Source organism: Caballeronia sp. EK, from assembly GCF_014384845.1.
GTDB lineage: Bacteria > Pseudomonadota > Gammaproteobacteria > Burkholderiales > Burkholderiaceae > Caballeronia > Caballeronia jiangsuensis.
Genome location: NZ_JACSUE010000014.1, coordinates 34,110 through 57,577 on the forward strand (window position 1 = coordinate 34,110; position 23,468 = coordinate 57,577).

A 23,468-nucleotide genomic window follows, 5' to 3' on the forward strand; every position below is an offset into this window, starting at 1 on the left:
CTTTCAGCGCATGTGTTGCATGTGTCCATGCTACGGCCCAGAATGAATACAATCAAAAAATTGTCATGAATACATGCCGAAACCGCCGCGCTACAAACAGATCGTCGATCGATTCGTCGAGGACATTCGGTCCGGTCGTCTGAAAGCAGGCACACGCCTGCCGACGCATCGTGAGCTTGCCGCGCGCGAGGGACTCGGCATCGTGACCGCGACGCGCGTCTACGCCGAGTTGAACGCGATGGGTCTCGTCAGCGGCGAAACGGGACGCGGCACCTTCGTGAAGGAAACGACGCTCGCGCGTGAGCTTGGCATCGATCAGGTCGCCATCGCCGCGGACACGGTCGATCTGAACTTCAACTATCCCGCGCTGGCCGGTCAGGCGGAGTTGTTGCGCAATGCGTTGCGGCAGTTGTCATCGGCGGGCGATCTCGAAGCGCTGTTGCGTTACCAGCCGCACGGCGGACGCGCGCGCGACCGGGCGACGGTCTCGCGTCATCTCGCCCGCCGTGGGCTCGATGTGGACGCGGATCGCGTCATGCTCGTCGATGGCGCGCAACACGGCCTCGCCACGACCGTGATGGCGCTGCTCAAGCCCGGCGACGTGGTCGCCGTCGATAGCCTTACCTATCCCGGATTCAAGCTGCTGGCCGAGGCGCATCGGCTCGAACTCGCGCCGCTGCCGGCGTCGGGCGCGGGCCCCGATCCCGACGCGCTCGATGCGCTATGCAAGCGACGACGCGTGCGCGCCATCTACACGATGCCGACGCTGCACAATCCGCTCGGCTGGGTGATGACGGCGACGCGGCGCAGGCAACTGGCATCGCTTGCGCGCAGGCATGGCTTCTTCATCATCGAAGATGCCGCCTACGCCTTTCTCGCCGACGACGCTCCGCCGCCGCTTGCCGCGATCGCGCCCGAACTCACGGTGTACGTCTCGGGATTTTCGAAGAACGTGGCGACGGGTTTGCGTGTCGGCTATGTGGTCGCGCCGCTCGAATGGGTGCCGAAGATCGAGCGCGCGATCAGAGTGACGACGTGGAACACGCCCGGCGTGATGACGGCGATCGCGTGCGGCTGGCTCGAAGATGGCACGGTCGACAGGCTCGAAGCGGAGAAGCGCGCGGATGCATCGGCGCGGCAGGTTATCGCGGCGAGCGCGTTGGGACGGCTGAAGCGCGTCGCGCATCCCGCTTCGTATTTCGTATGGCTGCCGATGCCCGGGGAAGTACGCGCGGACCGCATCGCGGCGGCGCTGATGGAAGAGCGCATTTCGGTGTCGCTGGCCGAGCCGTTCTGTACCGCGATACAGGTGCCGCACGCGTTGCGCCTGGCGCTGGGATCGGTGGATGCGGGAACGTTGAGGGAAGCGTTGGGGAAGGTCAGAGAGATTGTCGAAACGCACATCGATATATGAACGCTCACGCCGCGCTTTGCAGCATGTCCAGAAACGCCCGCACTTTCGCGCTCAGCAAACGCCGCGAACTGTAGAGCGCCCAGATTTCGACGGGCGGTCCCGCATCCAGACCGAGCGCGACGAGCCGTCCCGAGGCGATCTCCGGTTCGACCAGCAAGCCCGGCAACAACGCCGCGCCCGCGCCTTCGAGCACCGCCTCGCGCGCCATCAGCAACGACGACAGGCGCAGCACCGGTTCGGGCGTGATCGTGCGCTCGCGGCCGTCGTCGCCCTGAATCCGCCATGCCGCGCTGTCCGCACGCGCGAGCACGACGGCAGGCAAGGAAGATGCGCTTTCATCGATCGTGAAGCCGCGCGCCGCGACCAGCACGCGCCGGTCGGTCGCAATGCGGCGTCCCACGAGAAGCTCGTCGGCATCGGGATTGATGCGGATGACGAGGTCGTAGCCGTCCTGCACCGGATCCGCGACACGATCTTCGGAGACGATCTCCAGCTCGACCTGCGGATACGCCGACGCGAAACGCGACGCGATGCGCGGCAACACGACGTGCGCGAACACGATCGGCGCACTCACGCGCAGGCGTCCGCGTGGCACGGGCGCGCGCGAGCGAATCGCTTCGGCCGCGTCGTCGATGTCGGCGAGCAGGCCGCGCGTGCGTTCGTGCAGCGCGCGGCCTTCCTCGGTCAGCCGCAGCATGCGCGAGCCGCGCTCGATGAGCCGCACGCCGAGACTTTGCTCCAGCTCCGCGACGCGCCGCGAGAGCGTGGCTTTCGGTCGGCCCGTGTTGCGCGCGGCGGGTCCGAAACCGCCGTGGAGCGCGACGGCGTTGAAATCGGCGAGTGCGGTGAGGTCCATTTTTCGTTCCATCGATGAGACGAACCGTCTCGAATCATGGTCTTTCGGCTCGCGAGCGGAACGTCTATCGTAGGTGCTGTACTCAACGTATCCAAGGAGATCGACATGACTATTCTCGTGACGGGCAGCACAGGCGTGATCGGCACACAGGTTCTCGACCATTTGAAGGACAGCGGCGCGAACGTGCGCGCGTTGACGCGTTCGCCGGAGCGCGCGAACTTTGCAGCGGGCGTGACGCCGGTCAAGGGCGATCTGAGCGAAATCGGCACCTTGCGCGAAGCGATGAAGGACATCGACACGCTCTTTCTGCTCGCGCCCAACGCCGCCGACGAGCTGACTCAGGCGCTGCAAGCGATGAGCATCGCGCGCGAGGCGGGCGTGAAGGGCATCGTGTATCTGTCGGTGTTCAAGGGGGATGTCTACACGGACGTGCCGCACTTCACCAGCAAGCACACTGTCGAGCGCATGATCGAGCATTGCGATCTGCCCGCGACGATCCTGCGCCCCGCGTACTTCATGCAGAACGACATCCGCCTGAAAGATGCGCTGCTGCATCACGGCGTGTATGGCATGCCGATCGGCGCCAAAGGCATTTCGATGGTGGATGTGCGCGATATCGGGGATGCCGCCGCGCGCGAACTGCTGCGCCGCGAACGCAGCGACGCGCCCTTGCCGCGCGAAACCTATGAACTCGCCGGCCCCGACGCGCTGACGGCCGACAGCATCACGGCAATCTGGCGCGACGCGCTGCAACGCGAGATCCGCTACGGCGGCGACGATCTCGACGCCCTCGAAGCGCGCATGAAAGGCGCGGGCCCGGAATGGCTCGCCTACGACATGCGTCTCATGATGCAGCGCTATCAGCAGGACGGAGCCGTGGCGTCGTCACAGGAAATCGCGCGCCTGACTTCGCTGCTCGGCCGTCCGCCGCGCGCATATCGCGATTTCGCCGCCGATGCCGCACGCGAATGGATCGCGCAATGACTCGACGTTAAAGCGGATTAAAAATACCGGGCTCGATAAAACAACGCCGAAGTTACCGAAGCCCGGCTTGACACGTGAAATTCATACTCACGATATTAATCTGTACGACCGGCGCATATTTACCGCACACGCCGTCAGCCCCAACGGCGGCGGCCTTGTCCGCGCATCCGGCAAAATCCACCTTCAAAAATCCCCGAAATGGCAAACGATTGCCGCTATATTTATGCTTCAATTGACGCGATTATCCGTCTTGCAAACCCCGATGCCTCCGCGATTCATCGTCGCGATCCATCGATTGGAAATGGCCCATGCGGAGTCAATACGAGGCGTCGAGCCCGGAAAATAATATCAAGGCGGAACATGAGCGTCTGGCGCATTTCCAGCGATGGTTCGCCACATTTGCGAGCCTCGCCCACGCGCGGCTACCGCTGCCCGCCTATCTGCAAAAAGTCACCGACACGCTGAGAGAAGTCGCGGGCGTCGGGTCCGCCGTGGTGGAGTGGATCGAGGGCGAATCGCTCGTCTATCGCGCGGCGAGCGGCGCGGCGGCGGCGCACATCGGCGTGCGGCTGCCTACTGCCGGCAGCCTGTCGGGACTTTGCATCACGCGCCAGCAGGCGCTCATCTGCCGCAATTCGGCGACCGACCATCGCGTCGACCGCGCCGCGTGCGAGGCGGTCGGCGCCGTGTCGATGGTCGTCGCGCCCGTCGTCTACGAAGGCCGCTCGGTCGCGGTGCTGAAGCTCATTTCCGGCGAAGTCGATCATTTCGGGCAAGCCGACATCAGCATTCTCGATGCGTTTTGCGCGTGCATCGCGGAGACCATCGCGCGCGAGGACATCGCGCAGGAAAACCGCAAGCTCTTGAAGGAAAACGCCAGCGTGTCGGCGGATCTCTCCGTCGAGTCGTCGCTGCGCATCGAGTACGAGAAAAAGCTCGCCGACGCCATGCGCCGCCGTCAGACCGTGCTCGACAACGCGCATGTCGCGTTCGTGTCGATGGACGAGGCGGGAATGGTCGTCGACTGGAACGAGGCCGCCGTGCTGCTCTTCGGCTGGAAGCGCGAAGAAGTGGCGGGCCGCGAACTCGCGTCGCATATCATGCCGGAGCGCTTTCGCGACGCGCATCGCGCCGGTCTCACGCGCTATCTCGCGACGGGCGAGGCGCGCATGATCAACCGGCGTTTCGAGCTGCCCGCGCTGCGCCGCGACGGCAGCGAGTTCGCCGCCGAGCTGACGATCAGCGAAGTCTGGTACGAAGGCCAGCGCCAGTTCGCGTGCTTCGTGCACGACGTCACCGACCGGCACGTCGCGACCGAGGCGAACGAGCGCCTGCGCCTGCTTATCGACTCGGTGAGCGACTATGCGATCTGCATGGTCGACCAGAACGGCTACGTGCGCTCGTGGAACGACGGCGCGCGCGCGATCTACGGCTTCACGGCGGCCGAAGCGATCGGCCGGCACTTCGCGCTCTTCTACACCTCCGACGAGCACGGCCGCGACCGTCCCGGCGACGACCTCGCGCTCGCCGCCCGACGCGGCCGCGTCGAGCACGAAGACTGGCACGTGCGCAAGGACGGCTCCGAGTTCTGGGCGCACGTCATGCTGAGCGCGCTGCCCGGCGGCAACGGCGGCGAGCAGAGCTTCGTCAAGATCACGCGCGACATGACCGCGCGGCGGCGTCTCGAAGAACTGGAAGCGTCGAGCCGGCGCATGAACGAGTTTCTCGCGCTGCTCGGCCACGAACTGCGCAATCCGCTCGCGCCGATCCGCAACGCGGTGAGCATTCTCAAACTCAAGGCGTGCGACGACGCCGAGGTGACCCGTAGCCGCCAGATCGTCGATCGTCAGCTCGCGCATCTGACGAGGCTCGTCGACGATCTGCTCGAAGCCGGGCGCGTCAGCTCGGGCAAGATTCGCCTGACGACCGCGACCGTCGATATCGCCGATGTCGTGCATCTGAGCGTCGAGGCGAGCCAGCCGCTCTGCGACGAGCGCGCGCAACGCATCGACGTGAAGGCGAACGGCCAGCGGCTTTTCGTCAACGGCGATCCGACGCGGCTCGTGCAGGCGCTCAACAACCTGCTCAACAACGCGTCGAAGTTCAGCCCGCCGAACTCGACGATCACGCTCGAAGTCGGCCCGCGCGGCGGCTCGGTGCTGGTGCGCGTGACCGACGAGGGCCGCGGTATTTCCTCCGAAGCGCTCGGCACCGTGTTCGATCTCTTCGTGCAGGAGCATCCGCCGGGCGCGCATCCGGACGAAGGCGGTCTCGGCATCGGCCTCACGCTCGTGCGCGCGATCGCGGAACTGCACGGCGGCCATGTCGAGGCGAAGAGCGGCGGCGCGGGACGAGGCAGCGCGTTTTCGCTCTGGCTGCCGCTCGCCGAGCCGCCCGCGAACGGCGCGCCGGCTGGCGGAACACCGTCCGTCGTGGCGAGCCGTCAGCTAGACGTGCTCGTCGTCGATGACAACCGCGATTCCGCCGACAGCATGACGCTGCTCGTGGATATGCTCGGCCACCACGCGCGCGCCGCCTACGACGGGCCGGGCGCGCTCGATTCATTCGAAGCGCATCGCCCGCAGGTCGTGCTGCTCGATCTGTCGATGCCCGGCATGACGGGCTTCGACGTGATCCGCCGTATGCGTGACGATGGCAATCGAGTGATCGTCGCGGCGATGACCGGCCTCGGTTCCGACGAAGACATCGCCCGCACGCGCGCCGCCGGTTTCGATGCGCATCTCGTCAAGCCGGTCGATCTTCCGGAACTGGAGCGCGTGCTGGCGCTGGCGGCGCGCGTCTGACGATTTCGGGCGCGCCGGGAGCCGCACGCACGCGCGCGGGCGTTTTCGCGAGTCGATAAGGCACCTTCAGCACCGGCCAGAACGCGCCGTTCGCGTCGCGGGCGGCGGAGAGGACATCGGCGAGAAAGTCGCTGTCTTCGAGCAGCTCGTCCACGCGCATCACCGGCACGGCTTGCGCGATGCTTCGGGCCGCCGCGATTTTCGGCTGCGTGATGCAGCGCGCGCGTTCGGCGTCGGTGATGTCGGCTTCTGTCCAGATATGGCCGTCGAGGCAGGCGAGCGTCTGTCCGCGCGACGCGCCTTTGCCCGCCGCAAACAACGCGCACCACGCGGCGACGTCCTGCATCGAAATTTCGATGAAGGTGCCCGCGTCATCCGACGGCATTGCGAGCCGCGCGACGATCGCGAAAAGCGCGGCCTGTCCGCCGAGAATGTCCGCGGCCGATGCGCCGGTCTTCACCGGCGCGCCGTCGCTTTTCGTGAGGTCCATGAGGCCGCCCATCGCCTGAATGACGGTATCGAACGCCGGCCGCGACGGATACGCCGACGCGATGCCGAAGCCCGATATCGAGCAATACACGAGGCGCGGATTGATCGCGCCGAGCGTCTCGCGCGTGAAGCCGAGCTTCGCGAGCGCGCCGGGACGCAGATTTTCGACGAGCACGTCGGCGTCTTCGAGCAGCGTGCGCAGATGGGCGCGATCGGCTTCGTGCTTGAGATCGAGCGCGATCGTCTGCTTGTCGGTGTTGTTGAGCGCGAAGAAATAGCTGGTGCCGCCCTGCCCCGGCGTCCACGAACGCGCGACCTCGCCGTCGGGCGGCTCGATTTTCACGACCTCGGCGCCGAGCGCCGCGAGATGCTTGCCGACGAGCGGCGCCGTCGTGTACTGCCCGATCTCGATCACCCTGACGCCCGCGAGCGGCGCTGTGTTGCCGTCGCGCGTGCGTGTTTCCGGCTTCGCGACGGCGGGCGTGTCGCTCAATGCGGACGTTTCGAAGATCGAGACCTGCCGATAGGTTTGCCCATCGATGCCGTTCGCTTCGATCGAGCGCGCGGCCTGCGCATGACGCATGCGGAAATTCGCCTCGTCGTGCAGATCCGCGATGCCGACGATCGGCCCCGCCGCCACGCCGATGCGCTCGCAAATGCGCGTGCAGTCTTCCGTGGCGAGCGTCGTCGTCCAGGTTTCGATGAGCGCGTCGAGTTCATCGACATGACCGACGCGCCCGGCGAGTGTCGTGAAGCGCGCATCGTCGAGTGCGGGCACGCGCGCTTCCTGCCGCAGCTTGCGCCATTGCTCCTCGGTGCTCGTGCAGATGAGAATCCAGCCGTCTCGCGTGCGATATGCGTTCCACGGCGCGCACGCCGGATGACGATTGCCCACGCGTGCCGCGCTGCGCCCGGCGAACGCGGCGGGAAGGAAGGTCGTGAGCGCGCTCGCGGCGCAACCCATCAGCGTGACGTCGATGTTCTGCACGATGCCGCGCAGGCGCTTCACGCGCACCGCCGACGCGATGGCCGCCGCCGCATAAAGCGCCGCCGATATCTCCGTCAGCGCAATGCCGATGCGCGCGGGCGCGCCGTGCGCGAAACCTGTCGTGTCCATGAGGCCGCTCATCGCCTGGATTTGCGCGTCGGTCCACGGCGTGCCGGCGCGCGAGTCTTGCGGGCCTGTCGCGGTGATATCGCACACGATATGCATGCCCGATGCTTTCCAGTCGGCCGCATGATCGACATCCGACGATACGACGATCACGTCGTAATCCACCGAATTCGCCGCTTCGAAATCCACCGAAGCGCCTGCCCGTTCGAGCAGCGTCGCGCACAGCTTTACCGCATCGCGCCCGCCGCAAGCCAGTACCCGCAAATCTTCCAGCATCATCGTCTCCTTCTCCGTATCTCCACGGCTGGCGCGTCTGCGCCCGCGTTGCTAACATCGTTCGATGCGAACCCTTCCGTCACTCAATGCGCTGCGCGCCTTCGAAGTCTGCGGGCGGTTGCTCAGCGTCCAGCTCGCCGCCGACGAGCTGAACGTCACGCCCGCCGCCGTCAGCCGCCAGATCAAGCTTCTCGAAGACCAGCTCGGCGTGCTGCTCTTCGAGCGCGGACATCGCGCGATCACATTGACGCCGATGGGCTCGCGCTATCTCGCCGACGTGATCCGCAGCTTCGACACCTTGCGCACCGCGACCGTCAATCTCACCGAGGCGAGGAAGCGCCGCACACTGAAGATCCGCGCTTACACGACCTTCTCGATGAACTGGCTGCTGCCGCGTCTCTCGACGTTCCATCGCGACCATCCGGATATCGAAGTGAGCCTGACGACGTCGCTGCAACCGGTCGACTTCAACACCGAGGACGTCGATGCGGCGATTCGTCTGTCGCACGCGCCTTCGTCCGATCTCGGGTTCGACCGGCTCGTGCCGAATGAACTCGTGCCGGTGTGCAGCCCTTCGTTTCTGAGCGCGCATCCCGATCTCAACGATGCGACGCCCGGTTCTCTTCGCCACGTTCCGTTGCTGCATTCGCTCGCGCGCCGCGAAGACTGGGCGAAGTGGCTCGATGCCGCCGGCGTTCATGGCGTGAATCCGCTCGGCGGGCTTAGTTACGAAAGCTCGATCCTCGCGTATTTCGCGGCGACGCAAGGGCACGGCATCGCGATGGCGCAACGTGTGCTCGTTGCGGATCAGTTGAGCGCGGGCTCGCTCGTTATGCCTTTTTCTTTCGTGCTTGATCTTGGGGCTTTTACTTACTACCTCATCTATCCGCCTGCGCATCTTTCTAGTCCTGAGTTTGCGGCGTTTCGTACTTGGTTGCTTTCTACGGGGGAAGCTTCGTCGTGATGGGTTAGGGGTTGGTCGTTCGGTTTTTCGGTCGGGCTTCTATGGAATCCTGATTTCATGTCGGTCTATTAGCTCTGCCCCTCCCCGGGGCGGGGGTCACTTTCTTTGCTGCTGCAAAGAAAGTAACCAAAGAAACAGCTATCCCCAGCCTAAGCACTTCACACCGGCCGCGGCACAGGCAATTGGCCTAATGGCCCGGCTATAGCGAGTGCCCTCGAAGGTCTCGCGGGGCTTGGACCGCGCACGGTCTGACTCATCGCACCACACAGAAAACTGGTTCAGCACCAAATAGCTCCGGCCCGCTTCGCGGCCGACCGGTCCATCGGGTTTGCATGCGCTTCTTTGCTGATGCTTCCATCTTTTCTCGACGGTTTCCCTCGCATACCCAACGGCAGCGCGTAGCGCTGTGCCGAAGCTATTTCGTGCTGAACCAGCGCGCTATAACTTCTAGCGCGGCAGACCGTGCGCGAGCCAAGCCCGACTGGGCCTTCGAGGGCGACACTTAGGCGAGTGCCACCGCGGGCTGGCAAGCATGGCCAAACTACGTGTGACCGCGGGCGGTGAGAAGCTGCTTTCTTTGGTTACTTTCTTTGCAGCAGCAAAGAAAGTGACCCCCGCCCCGGGGAGGGGCAGTGCTAATAGACCGACACGAAAGCAGGATTCCACGAAAGCCCCCGCAAAAAGCCAAACTACCGCCCCCTATACCGAGGCTTACGCTTCTCGGCAAACGCCTTGCGCCCTTCCACACGATCTTCCGACTCCCTCATCGCGCCCCAGGCGAGTTCAGTGAACTCAAGTGCCTGCGCTAAAGGCACATTCGCACTAGTCTCGATAACCTTCTTGATCATCTGCACCGCGAGCGGTCCATTCGATGCGATCGTGCGCGCGAGTTCCAGCGCATCGTCCATCAAAGCTTCCGGCTCGCAGATATCCGATATCAATCCAACGCGATGCGCATACTCCGCATCAACCTTGGCACCGGTAAAGAGCATCTTCATCGCGATAGCCGACGGCACCGCGCGCTGCAACGCCTGAATGCCGCACACGGCGGGAATGCTCGCGACGACCGCTTCGGGCAAGCCAAAAACCGCACTCCTCGACGCGATACGCAAATCGCACTGCAACGCGAGCTCCAGCCCGCCGCCCAGGCAATAACCGTTGATCGCGCCGATGATCGGCTTGAAGATACGCAACGAACTCAGCTCCATCAGCCGCACATAGATGCCTTCGGCGCCCGCACGATCGATCGACTTCACGAACGACGATCCGAACGATGTCGACGGCGGCAGCGTACGCTTCAAATCCGCGCCCACGCAGAACGACTTCGCGCCCGCGCCGGTGATGACGATCACGCGAACATCATCGTCGTCGCGGGCATCGGCAAGACGCGCGCGCAGTTCGGCGAGCGTGTCGATATCGAGCGCATTGAGCGCTTCAGGCCGGTCGAGCGTCACGACAGCGACGTGATCGGAGACGGTGTAGCGAATGGTCATGATGTCCTCCTCGACTCAAACGCTCGGCGACGACAGCGAGCGCCCGCCGCACACATAGAGCGTCTGCCCGGTGATGTACGACGCCTCGCGCCGCGCGAAAAAGCGCACCGCCTCCGCGATATCCTCCGGCGTGCCAATACGCTGCACCGGCACCGACTTCTTCAGCTTCTCTTGCAACGCCGCGTCGAAAGCCTGAAAGAGCGGCGTATCGACGATGCCCGGCGCGACCGCATTCACCGTGATGCCGTCCTTCGCCCATTCGAGCGCGAGACTGCGCGTGAGACTCACCACGCCGCCCTTCGCCGCCGAATAGTTCGCCTGCCCCACGCCGCCGAGCCACGCACGCGACGAGATGTTCACGATGCGCCCGTGCTTCGCCGCGCTCATGTGCGCAAGCACCGCGCGGCAACAGAGGAATTGCGACTTGAGATTCACGTCGATGACCGCGTCCCAGTCGTCGTCGCTCATGCGCGTGATGCGCTTGTCGCGCACGATGCCCGCATTGTTCACGAGCACGTCGATGCGCCCGTAACGCTCGATCACCGCATCGACCGAGCCGTTCACCGACTCGCTCTTCGTCACATCGACGGGCAGCGCGATCACTTCCGCGCCGGATGCGGCGAGCATCGTCGAGGCTTCGTCGAGCGCGGCGCGATCGAGATCGAAAAGCGCGATGCGCTTGCCGTCGCGTGCCAGCGTCCGAGCGATACCAAAGCCGATGCCCTTCGCGCCGCCCGTGACGATCGCGACTTCCTGTGATGAAGCATTCATTGCTGTCTCCTTGAACGAATGCCCCGATGCTAGGCCGCTCCATGCCGCGCCTCAAACGACATTTTTTGCGCCGTCGATTGAGTTTTCGTGCGCGCGTTTTCGATTGAGAAGAAGTCAATCGAGCACGCAAAAAATGTCGTTTGAGCGCGCGAAAAGCCAAACCTACGATGCGTCCATCACAAACACACACGGAGACGCATCATGGACACCACGCTTCCCAACGTAGCCGAGCCGGCCGCAACGCCGCTCACCGGCGCACAGCGAAAAGCGATCGTCGCGGCGACGCTCGGCACCATCGTCGAGTTCACGGACTGGATCATCTATGCGACGTTCGCGTCGCTGTTCTCGCGGCAGTTCTTTCCGGCGAACAACGCGAGCATCGCGCTGCTCGCGGCCTTCGCCGTGTTCGCGGTCGGCTTCGTGATGCGGCCCATCGGCGGCGCGCTGCTCGGCGCGTATGCCGACCGTCGCGGCCGCAAGAACGGCCTCGCGCTGTCCGTCGCGCTGATGGCGGGCAGTTCGCTCGTCATCGCGGCGTGTCCCGGCTATGCGTCCATCGGCATCGCGGCGCCGCTCGTGCTCGTCGCCGCACGGCTCGTGCAGGGTTTCGCGGCCGGCGGCGAGTTCGGTTCGGCATCGACCTTTCTGATGGAATCCGCATCGCCCGCGCGGCGCGGTTTCGCGGGATCGTGGCAACACTTCGCGGTGAACGGCGGCGTGCTCGTGGCGGCGTCGATCGGTGCGCTGCTCACATCGATGATCGATGCGCCCGCGATGGCCGCGTGGGGCTGGCGCATCGCGTTCACGATCGCCGGACTGATGGGCTTCGTCGCGTTGTGGTTTCGCCTGGCCGTTTCCGAAACCGATGCGTTCAAGAAGAACGTCTCGTCGCGTCAGCACACGCGTCATCCGGTCGCGACGATCCTGCGCGAGCATCGGCGCGCCGCGTTGCGCGTGATCGGGATCGCGATGGCGGGCAATCTCTGCGTCTATCTCTGGCTCGTGATGTTCCCGACGCTCGCCCACATGCGCGGCCTGCCGCTGCGCGATGCGTTCAGCGCGAGCGTCGTCTCGATCGTCGTGTCGCTCGTCGCGATTCCGCTGCTCGGCATGTTGTCCGACCGCATCGGCCGCAAGCCGGTGCTGATCGCGTTCGCCGCAGGCTCCGCGCTCTTCGCGTATCCCGCGCTGCACTTTCTCACCAATGACTACTGGAGCGCGACGGTCATCGTCACCATCGGCATGTTGCTGTCGTCCGGATTCGCCGCGACCTGCGCGACCGTGATGGCCGAGCAGTTCCCCGCGCATGTCCGGGCGACGGGCGTCGCGCTGCCTTACGCGGTCTCGGCCGCGCTCTTCGGCGGCACGCTGCCCACCATCGTCACGGCGATGAACAGCGCCGGTCTCTCGCAATACCTCTGGATCTACGTGGCCGTCGTGTGCGCGGCGAGCTGCATCGTCTATGCGCGCATGCCGGAAACGCGCGGCAAGACGCTGGATTAAGGCTTTCTTTTATCTAATGCAATGGAGACAACCATGCGCAAAGTAGTGATCGGCGGCGTCGGCATGACGCCCTTCGGCAAGTTTCTCGAACGCAATCTGAAGTCGCTCGCGGAAGAAGCAGTGTCGCTCGCGTTGAAGGACGCGCATGTCGGCGTGAACGATGTCGACCGCGTGTTCTTCGGCAACGCGGCGGCGGGCGTCGTCACGGGACAGGAAATGATTCGCGCGCAGTCGTCGCTGCGCAACACCGGGCTCGACGGCAAACCGATGTTCAACGTCGAGAACGCCTGCGCGTCCGGCAGCTCGGCGCTGAATCTCGCGTGGCTCGCGGTGGCGTCGGGGCAGGCGGAGACGGCGCTCGTCGTCGGCGTCGAAAAGCTGTCGCACGAAGACAAGGCGGTTTCGTTCGGCGCGTTCGCGAAGGCCGTCGATCTCGAAGAGCCGCTGCCCGAAGGCGTCACGACCGGAACCGGCTCGCTCTTCATGGACCTGTACGCCGCGAAAGCGCGCAAGTGGATGGAAAAGACCGGCGCCGAGGCGAGCGACTTCGCACGCGTCGTCGTGAAGAGCCGTCATGCGGGCTCGCTGAACCCGCATGCGCAGTTCCGCAAGGAAACGAGCGTCGAGGAAGTGCTGACGAGCCGCATGGTCAGCGATCCGCTGACGCTCTTCATGTGCTCGTCGATCGGCGATGGCGGCGCGGCCGTGTTCATCTGCTCCGAGGAATTCGCCGCGAAGCACGACATTCGCCCGGTGTACATTCGCGCGAGCTCGATCGTGTCGGCGAAAGCGGACGGCTCCGGCGAGCTCGTCGCGGTGCGTGCGGCACGCGCAGCGTATGAGGAAGCGGGCATCGGACCGGAAGACGTGGACGTCGTCGAATTGCACGATGCCTCCGCGCCCGCCGAACTCATCCACTACGAGAACCTCGGTCTGTGCGCACCCGGCGATGCGCCGAAGCTGATCCGTTCCGGCGATACCGGCATCGGCGGAAGGATTTCGGTGAATCCGAGCGGCGGCCTGCTCTCGCGCGGTCATCCGGTCGGCGCGACGGGCGTCGCGCAGATCGTCGAACTCACCGAGCAGTTGCGCGGCCGGGCCGGCGCGCGGCAACGTCCGAATGCGAAGGTCGCGCTCGCGGAGAACAACGGCGGTCAGCTCGCGGGCGATTCGGCCGTCGCGCTGGTCACGATTCTTTCGACGTAAGCTCGGCGCATTCCACCGTCACATTCCCCCGCTCCTCGAAGCGCGCGAGCACCGGCGCTTCGGCCAATGTATCGGTGACGAGCGTCCAGTCGCGCTCCAGCGGCGTCCAGTGCTGCTGGTTCGCGCGTTCGAGTTTGTTCGACGTGACCAGCACGAACACGCTCGCCGCCTGGCCCGCGATGCACTCCTTCAAAAACGCCTGCTCCGCTGTCGCCTCGCACAGTCCGCGTCCTGCGACGACGCCGTCCGCGCCGAGAAACGCCTTGTCGAACGTCACGCGCGTGAGCGCCACCTGCGCGATGGGCCCGAGCGTGCTCATGCTCGATGGCCGCACGTCGCCGCCGATCAGCGTCACGCGCACGTCCGCCGACGCGAGCACATTGACCGCGAGCAGATTGTTCGTCACGACGTGCACTTCCGAGCGGCCGGCGAGCGCGCGAGCGAGCGCCGCGTTGGTCGTGCCGCCGTCGAGGAAGATCGTGTCGCCGTCCTGCACGTGACGCGCCGCCGCGCGCGCGATCGCTTCCTTTTGCTCGCGAAAGCTCTCGCGCCGCGTATCGAGCGATTCTTCCGGCTCGTGCATGCCCACCGATGCCGCGCCGCCATACGTGCGCACGATGCGCCGCTCGTCGGCGAGCGCGCGCAGGTCGCGGCGCACCGTCGCCTCCGACATGCCGAAGTGATCGCACAGCGCGGCGACATCGTTCATGCCGGAGAGCACGGCCCTGAGCATGGCTTCGCGGCGTTTCTCGACTTTCATCCTGTTCCCTGAGTTCTTTTCGGTTCTGACGGCGCCGCACAGTGTAGCGAACCGGCCGGGTCCGTCCGATGCTTGCGATTACTCTGAGCGTATCGCGATCGATTTGATCGGTTCGATCAGGATAAACACGCACGACGACCGGTTTGCGCAAAACGGACCGGAGGGCTACACTCCGAATTGCCCGGTTCAATCACTTTATGATCGAACCGGGCAGAAACCACTCTGGAGACATGTATGGCTCAGATTCATATCAAGCGCGCCGTCGAGCGCGTGCCCGGCGGCATGATGATCGTTCCGCTTCTGATCGGCTCGCTGATCGCGACGTTCGCGCCGAACATGCCGAAGTTCTTCGGTTCGTTCACGAACGCGCTCTTCACCGGATCGCTGCCGATTCTCGCGGTGTTCTATGTCTGCATGGGCGCAAGCATCGACGTGAAGGCGACGCCCTATCTCCTCAGGAAAGGCGGCGCGCTGTTCGCGACGAAGGTCGGCACGGCGATCGTCGCGGGCATCGTGCTCGGTCATTTCCTCGGCGAGCAGCCGGTCACGTCGGGCCTGTTCGCGGGCATCTCGACGCTGGCTGTCGTCGCCGCGATGAACGACACCAACGGCGGGCTCTACATGGCGCTGATGGGCCAGTACGGCCGCTCGGAAGACGTGGGCGCATACACGATCATGTCGCTCGAATCCGGCCCGTTCCTGACGATGGTCACGCTCGGCGTCGCGGGCCTCTCGGCGTTTCCTTGGCCGACGCTCGTCGGCAGCATTCTGCCGCTCGCGGTCGGCATGCTGCTCGGCAATCTCGATCGCGAGATGCGAGAGTTTCTCGGCCGCGCCGTCCCGGTGATGATTCCGTTCTTCGCGCTGGCGCTCGGCGCGAGCCTCGATCTGCACAAGGTCTGGCAAGCCGGTCTGCTCGGCATCGGCCTGGGCTTCGCGGTCGTCGTCGTGACGGGCATTCCGCTCTATTTCGCGGATCGTCTGACGGGCGGCACGGGCGTGGCGGGCGCGGCAGCGGCGAACACGGCGGGTAACGCGGCCGCCGTTCCGGCGCTGATCGCGGCGGCCAATCCGGTTTATGCCGACGCGGCCAAGTCCGCGACGCTGCTCGTCGCGGCATGCGTGGTCGTGACGGCGATCGTGTCGCCGATCCTTACCGCCTCGATCGCAAAACGCGTGAACGCGCGGCTCGATGCGCGTTCGTCGTCGAAGACACGCGAGGCCACGCAATGAAGAGCTTGCTGATCGTCGCCGACGATCTGTCGGGCGCGGCCGATTGCGCGATCCCCTTCGCGGCGGCCGGCCTGCAAACCGTCGTCTCGCTCGATGCGGATGCATCGCACGCGAACGCGACGGTCATCGCCGCCGACACCGACACGCGCCGCCTCACGCCCGCCGACGCCGCGAAGCGCACGGCGAGCGCATGGCAGACGCTGCGCGCGCCGGGCCGGCGTCTCTACAAGAAGATCGATTCGACCTTGCGCGGCAACTGGACCGCCGAAGTCGCGGCGTTGACGCGCATCGCCGGACCGGCGATCGTCACGCCCGCGTTTCCCGCGACGGGCCGCACGGTGCGCGATGGCCGCGTGTTCGTGCGCGGCGTGCCGCTCGAAGACACCGAAACGTGGCAACTCGAAAACGCCGGGCAGAACGCGGGACTGCGCGGGATGCTCGACATGGTGGGCCTGCGCGTCGCGCACGTGTCGCTCGATGCGTTTCGCGCCGCGCCGCAGGATGTCGCCGCGATGGTCGCGTCGGCGGCGGCATCGGCGCATGGCATCGACGCGATCATCGTCGATGCCGAAACCGGCGACGATCTCGCCGCGCTCGCACGCGTGACCGCATCGATCGACGCGCCGTTTTTCTGGGTCGGCTCGGGCGGGCTCGCGCGCGAACTGGCCGCGTTGCCCGATCTCTTCGATGCCGATACTTCCCCCCATCCGGCAAGCTTGATTGACCCCGCGCAAGGCCCGATCCTCGCGCTCGTCGGCAGCCTCTCCGCGATCTCCGAGCGTCAATGCGCGCTGCTGTGCGCCGAAGCCGGCGTGCGCGAAATGATCGTGCCGCCCGCCGTGTTGCGCGATGGCGCGCGTCATCCGCAATGGCTCGCGTGGCATGAACGGATCGGCGATTCGGTGCGCGACAGGCAAGACGCGATCGTGCGCATCGGCCGCGACGACGCGTTCGATCCCGCGGAAGGCGCGCTGCTGTCGAACGCGCTCGCGGCGCTCGTCGCGCCTCACTTCGACGCGCTCGGCGGACTGATCGCGACCGGCGGCGAAACCGCCCGCGCGATCCTCGCCGCCGCGAACGTCGGCAGCCTCGAACTCGTGCGCGAAATCGAAGCGGGTGTCGCGCTCGGCCGGCCATCGGGCGGCAAAGGGCCCTCGATCGTCACGAAAGCGGGCGCGTTCGGCAGCGAGCACGCACTGCTCGGCGCTTACCTTCATTTGCGCGGCGCGGATATTCCCATCGCGCGCCAGCACACGACATCACCAGACGAAAGATCATGAACAACACTCTCCCCGTTATCGGCATCACGATGGGCGACGCGAGCGGCGTAGGCCCGGAAGTCGTCGTCAAGAGCCTCGCGCACGATGCCGTTTATCAGCAGTGCCGTCCGCTCGTGATCGGCGATGCGCGCCGTCTCGAGCGCGCCAACGAACTCGTCGGCGGCAAGGCGAAGGTGCGGCGCATCGCGGATGCGACCGAAGCGCGTTATGAGCCGGGCGTGATCGATTGCATCGATCTCGGCCTGATTCCCGACGATCTGCCCTTCGGCGAATTGTCCGCCGTCGCGGGCGATGCTGCGTATCAGTACATCGCGCGCGCGGTCGAATTGGCGCAGGCGCATCAGATCGACGCGATCTGCACCGCGCCGCTCAACAAGGAAGCGCTGCACGCGGGCGGGCACAAGTTTCCCGGCCACACGGAGATGCTCGCGCATCTGACGGGCGTAGACGAAGTGTCGATGATGCTCGTCGCGCCGCAGTTGCGCGTGATTCATGTGACGACGCACATCGGCATCATCGATGCGATCCGCAAGATCGAGCCGGGCCTCGTGCAGCGCACGATCGAACGCGGCAACGCGACGCTCGTGAAGGCGGGCATCGAGAAGCCGCGCATCGGCGTGTGCGGGATCAATCCGCATGCGGGCGAGAACGGGCTGTTCGGCTACGGCGAGGAAGAGGAAAAGATCATTCCGGCCGTGAAAATCCTGCAGGAACGCGGGCTCGATGTGACCGGCCCGCTGCCCGCCGATACGCTCTTCTATCGCGCGGGACGTGGCGACTTCGATCTGGTCGTCGCGATGTATCACGATCAGGGGCACGGTCCCGTGAAGGTGCTCGGCCTCGAAGCGGGCGTGAACGTGACGGTCGGGCTCGATGTGATCCGCACGTCGGTCGATCACGGCACGGCGTTCGATATCGCGGGCAAGGGCATCGCCGATGAAGGCAGCATGCTCGAAGCGCTGCGTCAGGGCGCGGAGCTGGCGACGCGGCGCCATTGAATGCGGTTGGCGCGATAATGGGTGCTCCACACGAAGCACGCGCGCCGACCGACCATGACTTCCTCTCTCGATACGCTGCACGACATATGGCGCATCGCCGGCTTGCCCGACGATGCGCTTTCTTTCATCGACCTTCCGGGTCGCGATCCGGTTTTTCCTTCCAGCTTTGCGATCGGCGCCGCGGCGCAGGCGACCATCGGCGCGGCGGCGCTCGCGGCTTGCGAGCTCGGCGCGCTGCGTGGCGTTGAGCGGCAGCGCGTGTCTGTCGACATGACGCATGCGGCGGTCGAATGCACCGGAGCGTTCACGGTCGATGGCAAGGAGCCGGAGACGTGGGGACGCTTTTCCGGGCTCTATCGATGCGCCGATGGCTACGTGCGCATCCATGCGAACTTCGAGCATCATCAGGATGGCGCGCTGCGTCTGCTCGGGCTCGATCCGCAAACCGCGACGCGCGAGGATGCCGAGCGCGCGTTGCTCGCGTGGCGCGGTCGCGATTTCGAAAACGCGGCGGCGGAGCGCGGACTCGTCGTCACGATGCTGCGCACGTTCGACGAATGGGATGCGACGCCGCAGGCGCAAGCCATCGCCGCGCAGCCGTTGATGACCATCACGCGCATCGGCGATGCGCCGCCGCTCGCATTGCCGCCCTTGTCCGCCGATGCGCGTCCGCTCGACGGCCTTCGCGTGCTCGATTTCACGCGCATTCTCGCCGGGCCGGTCGGCGGTCGGGCGCTTGCCGCGTTCGGCGCGGACGTGATGCTCGTGAACGGGCCGCATCTGCCGAATATTCCCGCGATTGCGGATACGAGCCGGGGCAAACGCTCGGCGTTGCTCGATCTTCGCTCGCCTTCGGATCGCGACACGCTCTGGCGCTTGATCGACGATGCGCATGTGTTCGCGCAGGGGTATCGGCCGGGCGGGATCGCGTCGCTGGGTTTCGGGCCGCAAGAGGTGGCGGAGCGCAGGCCGGGGATCGTCTATACGTCGCTGACCGCGTATGGCACCGACGGTCCGTGGGCCGAACGGCGCGGCTTCGATTCGCTCGTTCAAACCGCGATGGGATTCAACGCAGCCGAAGGCGAAGCGGCGGGCGAAAGCAAGCCGCGTCCATTGCCGATGCAGATGCTCGACATGGCGAGCGGCTTTCTGATGGCGTTCGGCGCGGCCGCCGCGCTATGGAAGCAGCAGCGCGAAGGCGGAAGCTGGCATGTTCAGATATCGCTCGCGCAGACGGGGCATTGGCTGCGCGGACTGGGACGCCTCGAGGATGGACTGAAAGCGGCGAAGCCGGATTTCGCGCCGTATGTCGGGCGGTATGAATCCGGCTTCGGCGAATTGATGGCCGTGCGGCCGAGCGCGCAACTGGCGCGCACGCCTGCGGGCTATGCGCGCGATTCGGAGCAACCGGGGACATCGGCGGCGCGGTGGTGACGAGGGCTCGCTAACGCGCGATCCTCACCCCGCGCGCGACATCGCCTGAGCAAGCTCCTCATTTCCGCGCGCCTGCAAAGTATCGGCGGCATTGATGCGATCGCGCGTCTCCTTGTTCTGGCTCAGCTTCGATTTGCCCACGATCGACGTCACGGCAATCTCGATGCCCACGATGTTGCGCAGCATGCCGTCGATGAACTCGGGCTCCGAGTCGCCCATCTTCCACGGCTTCGGCTCGCTCGCCTCATGCCGGCGCGTCAGACGCGCGACGAGTCCGCGCACGAACGGCTCGTCGTTGCGCACGGTGAGCACGCCATGCGCATGCACGACTTCGTAGTTCCAGGTCGGCACCTGCCGATGCGCCTCATGTTTGCTCGGATACCAGTTCGGCGAGATATAACCCTCCGCGCCGCGAAAAATCACCATGACCGGCGTGCCGGTCGGGCACCGCTGCCAGATATCGTTGGCGCGCGCGACATGCGCCGTGAGCAGTCCGTGCGTGCCTCGGTCGGGATCGAACTCGAACGGAATGTGATTGGCGTCCAGACCGGCGTCGTCATGCGTGACGAGTATTCCGAGCGCATGCGCGCGAATGATCCGATGAAGTTCTTCGGGACGAGTCTCTGCGAAGTGCGGCGGGATATACATCGTGAATGCTCGGCAAAGGTGATGGAACTTCGTCACTATCGCTCGAAACAGGCACAATAAGAAGATCCAGTTTCGGTTGTTTTACATGGTCCAGTTGAACAGAGTCGGCACGGGACAACGCATCTACGATCTGCTGCGCGCGCAGATAGCCGACGGCACGCTGCCCGCGGGCGCATCCGCGCCATCGACGCGCGCGCTGGCCGCCGATCTGGGCGTCTCGCGCACAACCGTCACCGCTGCCTACGAACAGCTCGCCGCCGAAGGCTTCCTCGTCACATCGGCGGGCCGCGTCGCGCGTGTCGCCACGCCGCCGGTGCCGCTCGCGCCGCCCGGCCCGGCGCGCGTTGCCCGCACCGCGCCTGCGTTATCCGCGTACGGCGAGCGCGTTTCGACACTGCCCATGCCCGTCCTTCATCAGACGAAGCAGGGCAGCGTCAACTTCCTCTACGGCGCGGTGTCCTCGCGCGACTTTCCTTCGCTGATCTGGAAGCGGGCGTATCAGGCCGAGCTTCTGCATCAGCCGGACAGCCTCTACTACGTCGCGCCCGAAGGCGATGCTTCGCTGCGGCGCGCGTTGCAGGCGTATCTGGGCCGTGCGCGTGGGCTCGTCTGCGACAGCGAGCAGATCGTCGTGGTGAACGGCACGCAGCAGGCGCTCGATCTATGCGCGCGCGTCCTGCTCGATCCCGGCGATACGTTCGCGTTCGAAGACCCCGGCTATCTGATCGCGCGCCATTGCTTCGAAGCGTCGGGCGGCGTGCCGCTGCCCGTTGCCGTCGACGAACATGGTCTCGACACGCGCCGTCTCCCCGCCGATGGCCGCGCGCGGCTCGCTTACGTGACGCCCTCGCATCAGTTTCCGCTGGGCGGCGTGTTGCCGGTCGGACGCCGGCTCGAATTGCTCGAATGGGCGCAACGGCACGATGCCTGGATCATCGAGGACGACTACGACGGCGAGTTCCGTTACGGGCAGCGCCCGATCGATGCGTTGCAATCGATCGATTCGAATGGCCGCGTGATCTACATCGGCACATTCTCCAAGGCGCTTTCGCCGCATCTCCGGCTCGGCTACATGATCCTGCCGCACGATCTCGTGCCCGTGTTTCGTCAGGCCAAGAGGCTGAGCGACCGGCATTCCGCGGTCATCGATCAGCGCGTGCTCGCATCGCTGATCGAGGGCGGCGCGTATGAACGTCACGTGCGGCGCGTTCGACGCGAATACGAACGGCGTCGCGCGGCGTTGCTCGATGCCATCGCGCATCTTCTGCCGCCAAGCGCGCAGGTGACCGGCACCGCCGCCGGGCTGCATGTCACGCTGTGGCTGCCGTTTCTCGATTCGAAGGATGAGGCCGCGCTCGTCGCCGCCGCGCATGCGAAGGGCGTGGGCGTCTATCCGGTATCGCAGCTTTATGCCGCGCCGACCGCCGATGCGCGGACCCGGCCCGCAGGTCTGATCCTCGGCTATGCGAGCGTGCCGGTCGATAAGATCCGCGAGGGAATTCAGATTCTCGCCGGCGTGATCGGCCAGTCGAAGCGTTGAGCCGACGCTTTCGCTTTGTATTCCGAATCCGCGCGTCCTATGCTGATTCTCGGTAAATAACGAAGGGAACAAGACCATGCGCGCGCGAATCCTGGCTGTCCCGTTGTTGATCGCATCCAGCCTTCTCGCCGCGAGTTGCGGCGGCGGTTCGTCGGACGATCCCATCGATCAGGTGATGAAGAAGCCGCGCTACACCAGCGCGAACTCGCAATGGTCGATGGTCGTGATGGACGCCACCACCGGGGAAACGCTCGCCGCGCTGCAGCCCGACACGCTCTCGTTCACCGGCTCCGTGCGCAAGCTCTACTCGGTGGGAAGCGCGCTCAATATCATCGGCGCGGATCATCGCTTCGAAACGCCGGTCTATCGCAACGGCACGCTCGACGCATCGGGCAAGCTCACGGGCGATCTCATCCTGAAGGCTTCCGGCGATCTCACCTTCGGCGGGCGGCAGAAACCGGACGGCACCATCGATTTCACCGACTTCGATCACAACGAGGCGCGCGCCTTCGACGGCGCGATCCTGACGCCGGAAGATCCGCTGACGGCCATCAACCAGCTCGCGCAACAGGTCAGGGCAGCGGGCATCACGTCGGTCAGCGGCGATGTCATCGTCGATGACAGGCTTTTCGATGCGTTTCGCGTGCCCAACGGCAACGTGCTCATCTCGCCGATTCTCGTGAACGAAAACGTGATCGACGTGACGCTCGCGCCGACATCGGCCGGGCAGCCCGGTCAGCTCGACTGGCGTCCGCGCACGAGCGCGATGACCATGCAGGGCGCGACGCTCACGACGGCGGCCAATAGCGCGGCGGACATCGTCACCTCGGGCGATGCGCTCGACGATGGACCGCTCAGTTGTCTCGCCGCGCCCGGCTGTCACGGCACGATCTCGGGCGCGGCGAGCCTCGCCACGCCCGCGACGATCCCGATGGGCTACACCTCGCCGCTCGTCGGCAACAATCTGTATGTGAGCAACCTGCGTGTGGAAGATCCGCCGTCGTTCGCGCGCACCGCCTTCATCGACGCATTGACGCGCGCGGGCGTCAGCGTCTCGACGCCCGCCGTTCAGCCGAATGACCGAAGCAGGCTGCCATCGGCGCAAAGCTATTCGAGCGCGACGCAGGTGGCGAGCTTCACCTCGCTGCCCTACTCCGAAATCGCCAAGCTGATACTCAAGGTAAGCCTGAACACCGGCGCCAATCTGAGCCTGATGTATCAAGGTCTGGCGCAAGGCGCGCGCACGGTCGATGCCGCGCTCGTCACCGAGCGCCGGTATCTGACGGGCACGCTCGGGATCGACGGCGCGGGCTTCGACTTTCCGACGAACGGCAGCGGCTCGCCCGACAGCCGTGCGAGCGCGCGCACGACCGCGACGCTGCTCACCGTGATGAGCCGCCTGCCGATCTATCCGGTGTATCGCGACGCGTTGTCGATTCTGGGCATCGATGGCTCGCTCGCGGCCATCGGCCGGGATGTCGTCGGCAAGGAGCACATCAGGGTGAAAAGCGGCGCGACCGTGACCAACGGCCAGATGGTCGCGATGAACATGGCGGGTTACATGGACGCGAAGAGCGGGCGGCGCCTCGCCTATGCGCTCTTCGTCAACCACGCCGGACCGGTTCAGGCGCTGACCGACACGCTCGAAGTGTTCGACGACGAAGCGACGATACTCGGCATCGTCTGGGCGCGGTATTGAGG

The 23,468-nt window shown here is 65.5% G+C and carries 19 protein-coding genes; 13 read left to right on the plus strand and 6 right to left on the minus strand.

What is annotated here, in order from left to right; all coding sequences use genetic code 11:
* Positions 1–73 precede the first annotated feature (73 nt).
* Positions 74–1,414, plus strand: a complete 1,341-nt coding sequence (locus IAG25_RS31870) for an aminotransferase-like domain-containing protein (RefSeq protein WP_187608403.1) — start codon at positions 74–76, stop codon at positions 1,412–1,414.
* A gap of 4 nt (positions 1,415–1,418) precedes the next feature.
* Here the strand turns inward: IAG25_RS31870 and IAG25_RS31875 are convergent, their stop codons facing one another.
* Positions 1,419–2,270 carry a LysR family transcriptional regulator gene (locus IAG25_RS31875; RefSeq protein WP_187608404.1) on the minus strand — a complete coding sequence of 284 codons (852 nt, stop codon included), beginning with the start codon at positions 2,268–2,270 and terminating at the stop codon, positions 1,419–1,421.
* Positions 2,271–2,375: 105 nt separating this feature from the next.
* On the opposite strand from IAG25_RS31875, the gene IAG25_RS31880 reads away from it, so the two are divergent.
* Genes IAG25_RS31880 through IAG25_RS31890 form a run of 3 tightly spaced genes read left to right on the plus strand, consistent with a single transcriptional unit; the run spans position 2,376 to position 6,058 of the window.
* On the plus strand, positions 2,376–3,254 hold the full coding sequence (locus IAG25_RS31880; protein ID WP_187608405.1) for an SDR family oxidoreductase: 879 nt from the start codon (positions 2,376–2,378) through the stop codon (positions 3,252–3,254).
* Entirely contained in the window at positions 3,226–3,600 is a 375-nt protein-coding gene (locus IAG25_RS31885; protein ID WP_187608406.1) for a hypothetical protein, read from the plus strand. The genes IAG25_RS31880 and IAG25_RS31885 overlap by 29 nt, the downstream gene beginning before the upstream one ends.
* Positions 3,563–6,058, plus strand: coding sequence for a hybrid sensor histidine kinase/response regulator (locus IAG25_RS31890; RefSeq protein ID WP_187608407.1), 2,496 nt, complete (start codon positions 3,563–3,565; stop codon positions 6,056–6,058). Before IAG25_RS31885 ends, IAG25_RS31890 begins: the two co-directional genes overlap by 38 nt.
* On the opposite strand, the gene IAG25_RS31895 is transcribed toward IAG25_RS31890, so the two are convergent.
* Positions 6,000–7,940, minus strand: a complete 1,941-nt coding sequence (locus tag IAG25_RS31895; RefSeq protein ID WP_255504093.1) for a CaiB/BaiF CoA-transferase family protein — start codon at positions 7,938–7,940, stop codon at positions 6,000–6,002. The two genes, IAG25_RS31890 and IAG25_RS31895, sit on opposite strands and share 59 nt — an antisense overlap.
* Before the next feature lie 61 nt (positions 7,941–8,001).
* On the opposite strand from IAG25_RS31895, the gene IAG25_RS31900 reads away from it, so the two are divergent.
* The gene (locus IAG25_RS31900; protein ID WP_187608408.1) at positions 8,002–8,901 is read left to right on the plus strand and encodes a LysR substrate-binding domain-containing protein; all 900 of its coding nucleotides are present in this window, start codon (positions 8,002–8,004) and stop codon (positions 8,899–8,901) included.
* A 689-nt stretch (positions 8,902–9,590) separates the two neighbouring features.
* On the opposite strand, the gene IAG25_RS31905 is transcribed toward IAG25_RS31900, so the two are convergent.
* Together IAG25_RS31905 and IAG25_RS31910 are read right to left on the minus strand one after the other, a co-directional pair.
* Positions 9,591–10,394: an enoyl-CoA hydratase/isomerase family protein gene (locus tag IAG25_RS31905; protein WP_187608409.1), complete on the minus strand. Its 804-nt coding sequence runs from the start codon at positions 10,392–10,394 to the stop codon at positions 9,591–9,593.
* Positions 10,395–10,409: 15 nt separating this feature from the next.
* On the minus strand, positions 10,410–11,165 hold the full coding sequence (locus tag IAG25_RS31910; protein WP_187608410.1) for an SDR family NAD(P)-dependent oxidoreductase: 756 nt from the start codon (positions 11,163–11,165) through the stop codon (positions 10,410–10,412).
* Between the two features lie 201 nt (positions 11,166–11,366).
* Here IAG25_RS31910 and IAG25_RS31915 point away from each other — a divergent pair, with 201 nt between their 5' ends.
* Both IAG25_RS31915 and IAG25_RS31920 read left to right on the plus strand, forming a co-directional pair.
* Complete coding sequence (locus tag IAG25_RS31915; protein ID WP_187608411.1) at positions 11,367–12,668, plus strand: MFS transporter; 1,302 nt, start codon at positions 11,367–11,369, stop codon at positions 12,666–12,668.
* 33 nt (positions 12,669–12,701) lie between these two features.
* Entirely contained in the window at positions 12,702–13,874 is a 1,173-nt protein-coding gene (locus tag IAG25_RS31920; protein WP_187608412.1) for a thiolase family protein, read from the plus strand.
* Here IAG25_RS31920 and IAG25_RS31925 read toward each other — a convergent pair.
* Positions 13,855–14,634 carry a DeoR/GlpR family DNA-binding transcription regulator gene (locus IAG25_RS31925; protein ID WP_187608413.1) on the minus strand — a complete coding sequence of 260 codons (780 nt, stop codon included), beginning with the start codon at positions 14,632–14,634 and terminating at the stop codon, positions 13,855–13,857. The two genes, IAG25_RS31920 and IAG25_RS31925, sit on opposite strands and share 20 nt — an antisense overlap.
* Positions 14,635–14,868: 234 nt before the next feature.
* Here IAG25_RS31925 and IAG25_RS31930 point away from each other — a divergent pair, with 234 nt between their 5' ends.
* The 4 genes from IAG25_RS31930 to IAG25_RS31945 are packed head-to-tail and all read left to right on the plus strand — an operon-like array spanning position 14,869 to position 19,579.
* Positions 14,869–15,867: a 2-keto-3-deoxygluconate permease gene (locus IAG25_RS31930; RefSeq protein WP_187608414.1), complete on the plus strand. Its 999-nt coding sequence runs from the start codon at positions 14,869–14,871 to the stop codon at positions 15,865–15,867.
* Complete coding sequence (locus tag IAG25_RS31935; RefSeq protein ID WP_187608415.1) at positions 15,864–17,147, plus strand: four-carbon acid sugar kinase family protein; 1,284 nt, start codon at positions 15,864–15,866, stop codon at positions 17,145–17,147. Before IAG25_RS31930 ends, IAG25_RS31935 begins: the two co-directional genes overlap by 4 nt.
* The gene (gene pdxA, locus IAG25_RS31940) at positions 17,144–18,145 is read left to right on the plus strand and encodes a 4-hydroxythreonine-4-phosphate dehydrogenase PdxA (protein WP_187608416.1); all 1,002 of its coding nucleotides are present in this window, start codon (positions 17,144–17,146) and stop codon (positions 18,143–18,145) included. The genes IAG25_RS31935 and pdxA overlap by 4 nt, the downstream gene beginning before the upstream one ends.
* 54 nt (positions 18,146–18,199) lie before the next feature.
* Entirely contained in the window at positions 18,200–19,579 is a 1,380-nt protein-coding gene (locus IAG25_RS31945) for a CoA transferase (protein ID WP_187608417.1), read from the plus strand.
* A 24-nt stretch (positions 19,580–19,603) separates the two neighbouring features.
* On the opposite strand, the gene IAG25_RS31950 is transcribed toward IAG25_RS31945, so the two are convergent.
* Entirely contained in the window at positions 19,604–20,227 is a 624-nt protein-coding gene (locus IAG25_RS31950) for an FMN-binding negative transcriptional regulator (RefSeq protein WP_187608418.1), read from the minus strand.
* An 85-nt stretch (positions 20,228–20,312) separates the two neighbouring features.
* Between IAG25_RS31950 and pdxR the strand changes: the two genes are divergently transcribed.
* Both pdxR and IAG25_RS31960 read left to right on the plus strand, forming a co-directional pair.
* A complete protein-coding gene (pdxR, locus tag IAG25_RS31955; protein ID WP_187608419.1) occupies positions 20,313–21,767 on the plus strand; it encodes a MocR-like pyridoxine biosynthesis transcription factor PdxR in 1,455 nt (484 codons plus the stop codon).
* A gap of 76 nt (positions 21,768–21,843) precedes the next feature.
* Complete coding sequence (locus IAG25_RS31960; RefSeq protein ID WP_187608420.1) at positions 21,844–23,466, plus strand: D-alanyl-D-alanine carboxypeptidase/D-alanyl-D-alanine-endopeptidase; 1,623 nt, start codon at positions 21,844–21,846, stop codon at positions 23,464–23,466.
* The last annotated feature ends 2 nt before the right edge of the window (positions 23,467–23,468 follow it).

Excerpts from the sequence above, each read along its gene's own strand:
- IAG25_RS31910 (WP_187608410.1), bottom strand. The coding sequence starts at position 11,165 with ATGAATGCTTCATCACAGGAAGTCGCGATCGTCACGGGCGGCGCGAAG.
- IAG25_RS31935 (WP_187608415.1), top strand. The coding sequence starts at position 15,864 with ATGAAGAGCTTGCTGATCGTCGCCGACGATCTGTCGGGCGCGGCCGAT.
- IAG25_RS31930 (WP_187608414.1), top strand. The coding sequence starts at position 14,869 with ATGGCTCAGATTCATATCAAGCGCGCCGTCGAGCGCGTGCCCGGCGGC.
- IAG25_RS31885 (WP_187608406.1), top strand. The coding sequence starts at position 3,226 with ATGCCGCACGCGAATGGATCGCGCAATGACTCGACGTTAAAGCGGATT.
- IAG25_RS31915 (WP_187608411.1), top strand. The coding sequence starts at position 11,367 with ATGGACACCACGCTTCCCAACGTAGCCGAGCCGGCCGCAACGCCGCTC.
- pdxR (WP_187608419.1), top strand. The coding sequence starts at position 20,313 with ATGGTCCAGTTGAACAGAGTCGGCACGGGACAACGCATCTACGATCTG.
- IAG25_RS31890 (WP_187608407.1), top strand. The coding sequence starts at position 3,563 with ATGCGGAGTCAATACGAGGCGTCGAGCCCGGAAAATAATATCAAGGCG.
- IAG25_RS31870 (WP_187608403.1), top strand. The coding sequence starts at position 74 with ATGCCGAAACCGCCGCGCTACAAACAGATCGTCGATCGATTCGTCGAG.
- IAG25_RS31880 (WP_187608405.1), top strand. The coding sequence starts at position 2,376 with ATGACTATTCTCGTGACGGGCAGCACAGGCGTGATCGGCACACAGGTT.
- pdxA (WP_187608416.1), top strand. The coding sequence starts at position 17,144 with ATGAACAACACTCTCCCCGTTATCGGCATCACGATGGGCGACGCGAGC.
- IAG25_RS31945 (WP_187608417.1), top strand. The coding sequence starts at position 18,200 with ATGACTTCCTCTCTCGATACGCTGCACGACATATGGCGCATCGCCGGC.
- IAG25_RS31920 (WP_187608412.1), top strand. The coding sequence starts at position 12,702 with ATGCGCAAAGTAGTGATCGGCGGCGTCGGCATGACGCCCTTCGGCAAG.
- IAG25_RS31875 (WP_187608404.1), bottom strand. The coding sequence starts at position 2,270 with ATGGACCTCACCGCACTCGCCGATTTCAACGCCGTCGCGCTCCACGGC.
- IAG25_RS31905 (WP_187608409.1), bottom strand. The coding sequence starts at position 10,394 with ATGACCATTCGCTACACCGTCTCCGATCACGTCGCTGTCGTGACGCTC.
- IAG25_RS31925 (WP_187608413.1), bottom strand. The coding sequence starts at position 14,634 with ATGAAAGTCGAGAAACGCCGCGAAGCCATGCTCAGGGCCGTGCTCTCC.
- IAG25_RS31950 (WP_187608418.1), bottom strand. The coding sequence starts at position 20,227 with ATGTATATCCCGCCGCACTTCGCAGAGACTCGTCCCGAAGAACTTCAT.
- IAG25_RS31895 (WP_255504093.1), bottom strand. The coding sequence starts at position 7,940 with ATGATGCTGGAAGATTTGCGGGTACTGGCTTGCGGCGGGCGCGATGCG.
- IAG25_RS31900 (WP_187608408.1), top strand. The coding sequence starts at position 8,002 with ATGCGAACCCTTCCGTCACTCAATGCGCTGCGCGCCTTCGAAGTCTGC.
- IAG25_RS31960 (WP_187608420.1), top strand. The coding sequence starts at position 21,844 with ATGCGCGCGCGAATCCTGGCTGTCCCGTTGTTGATCGCATCCAGCCTT.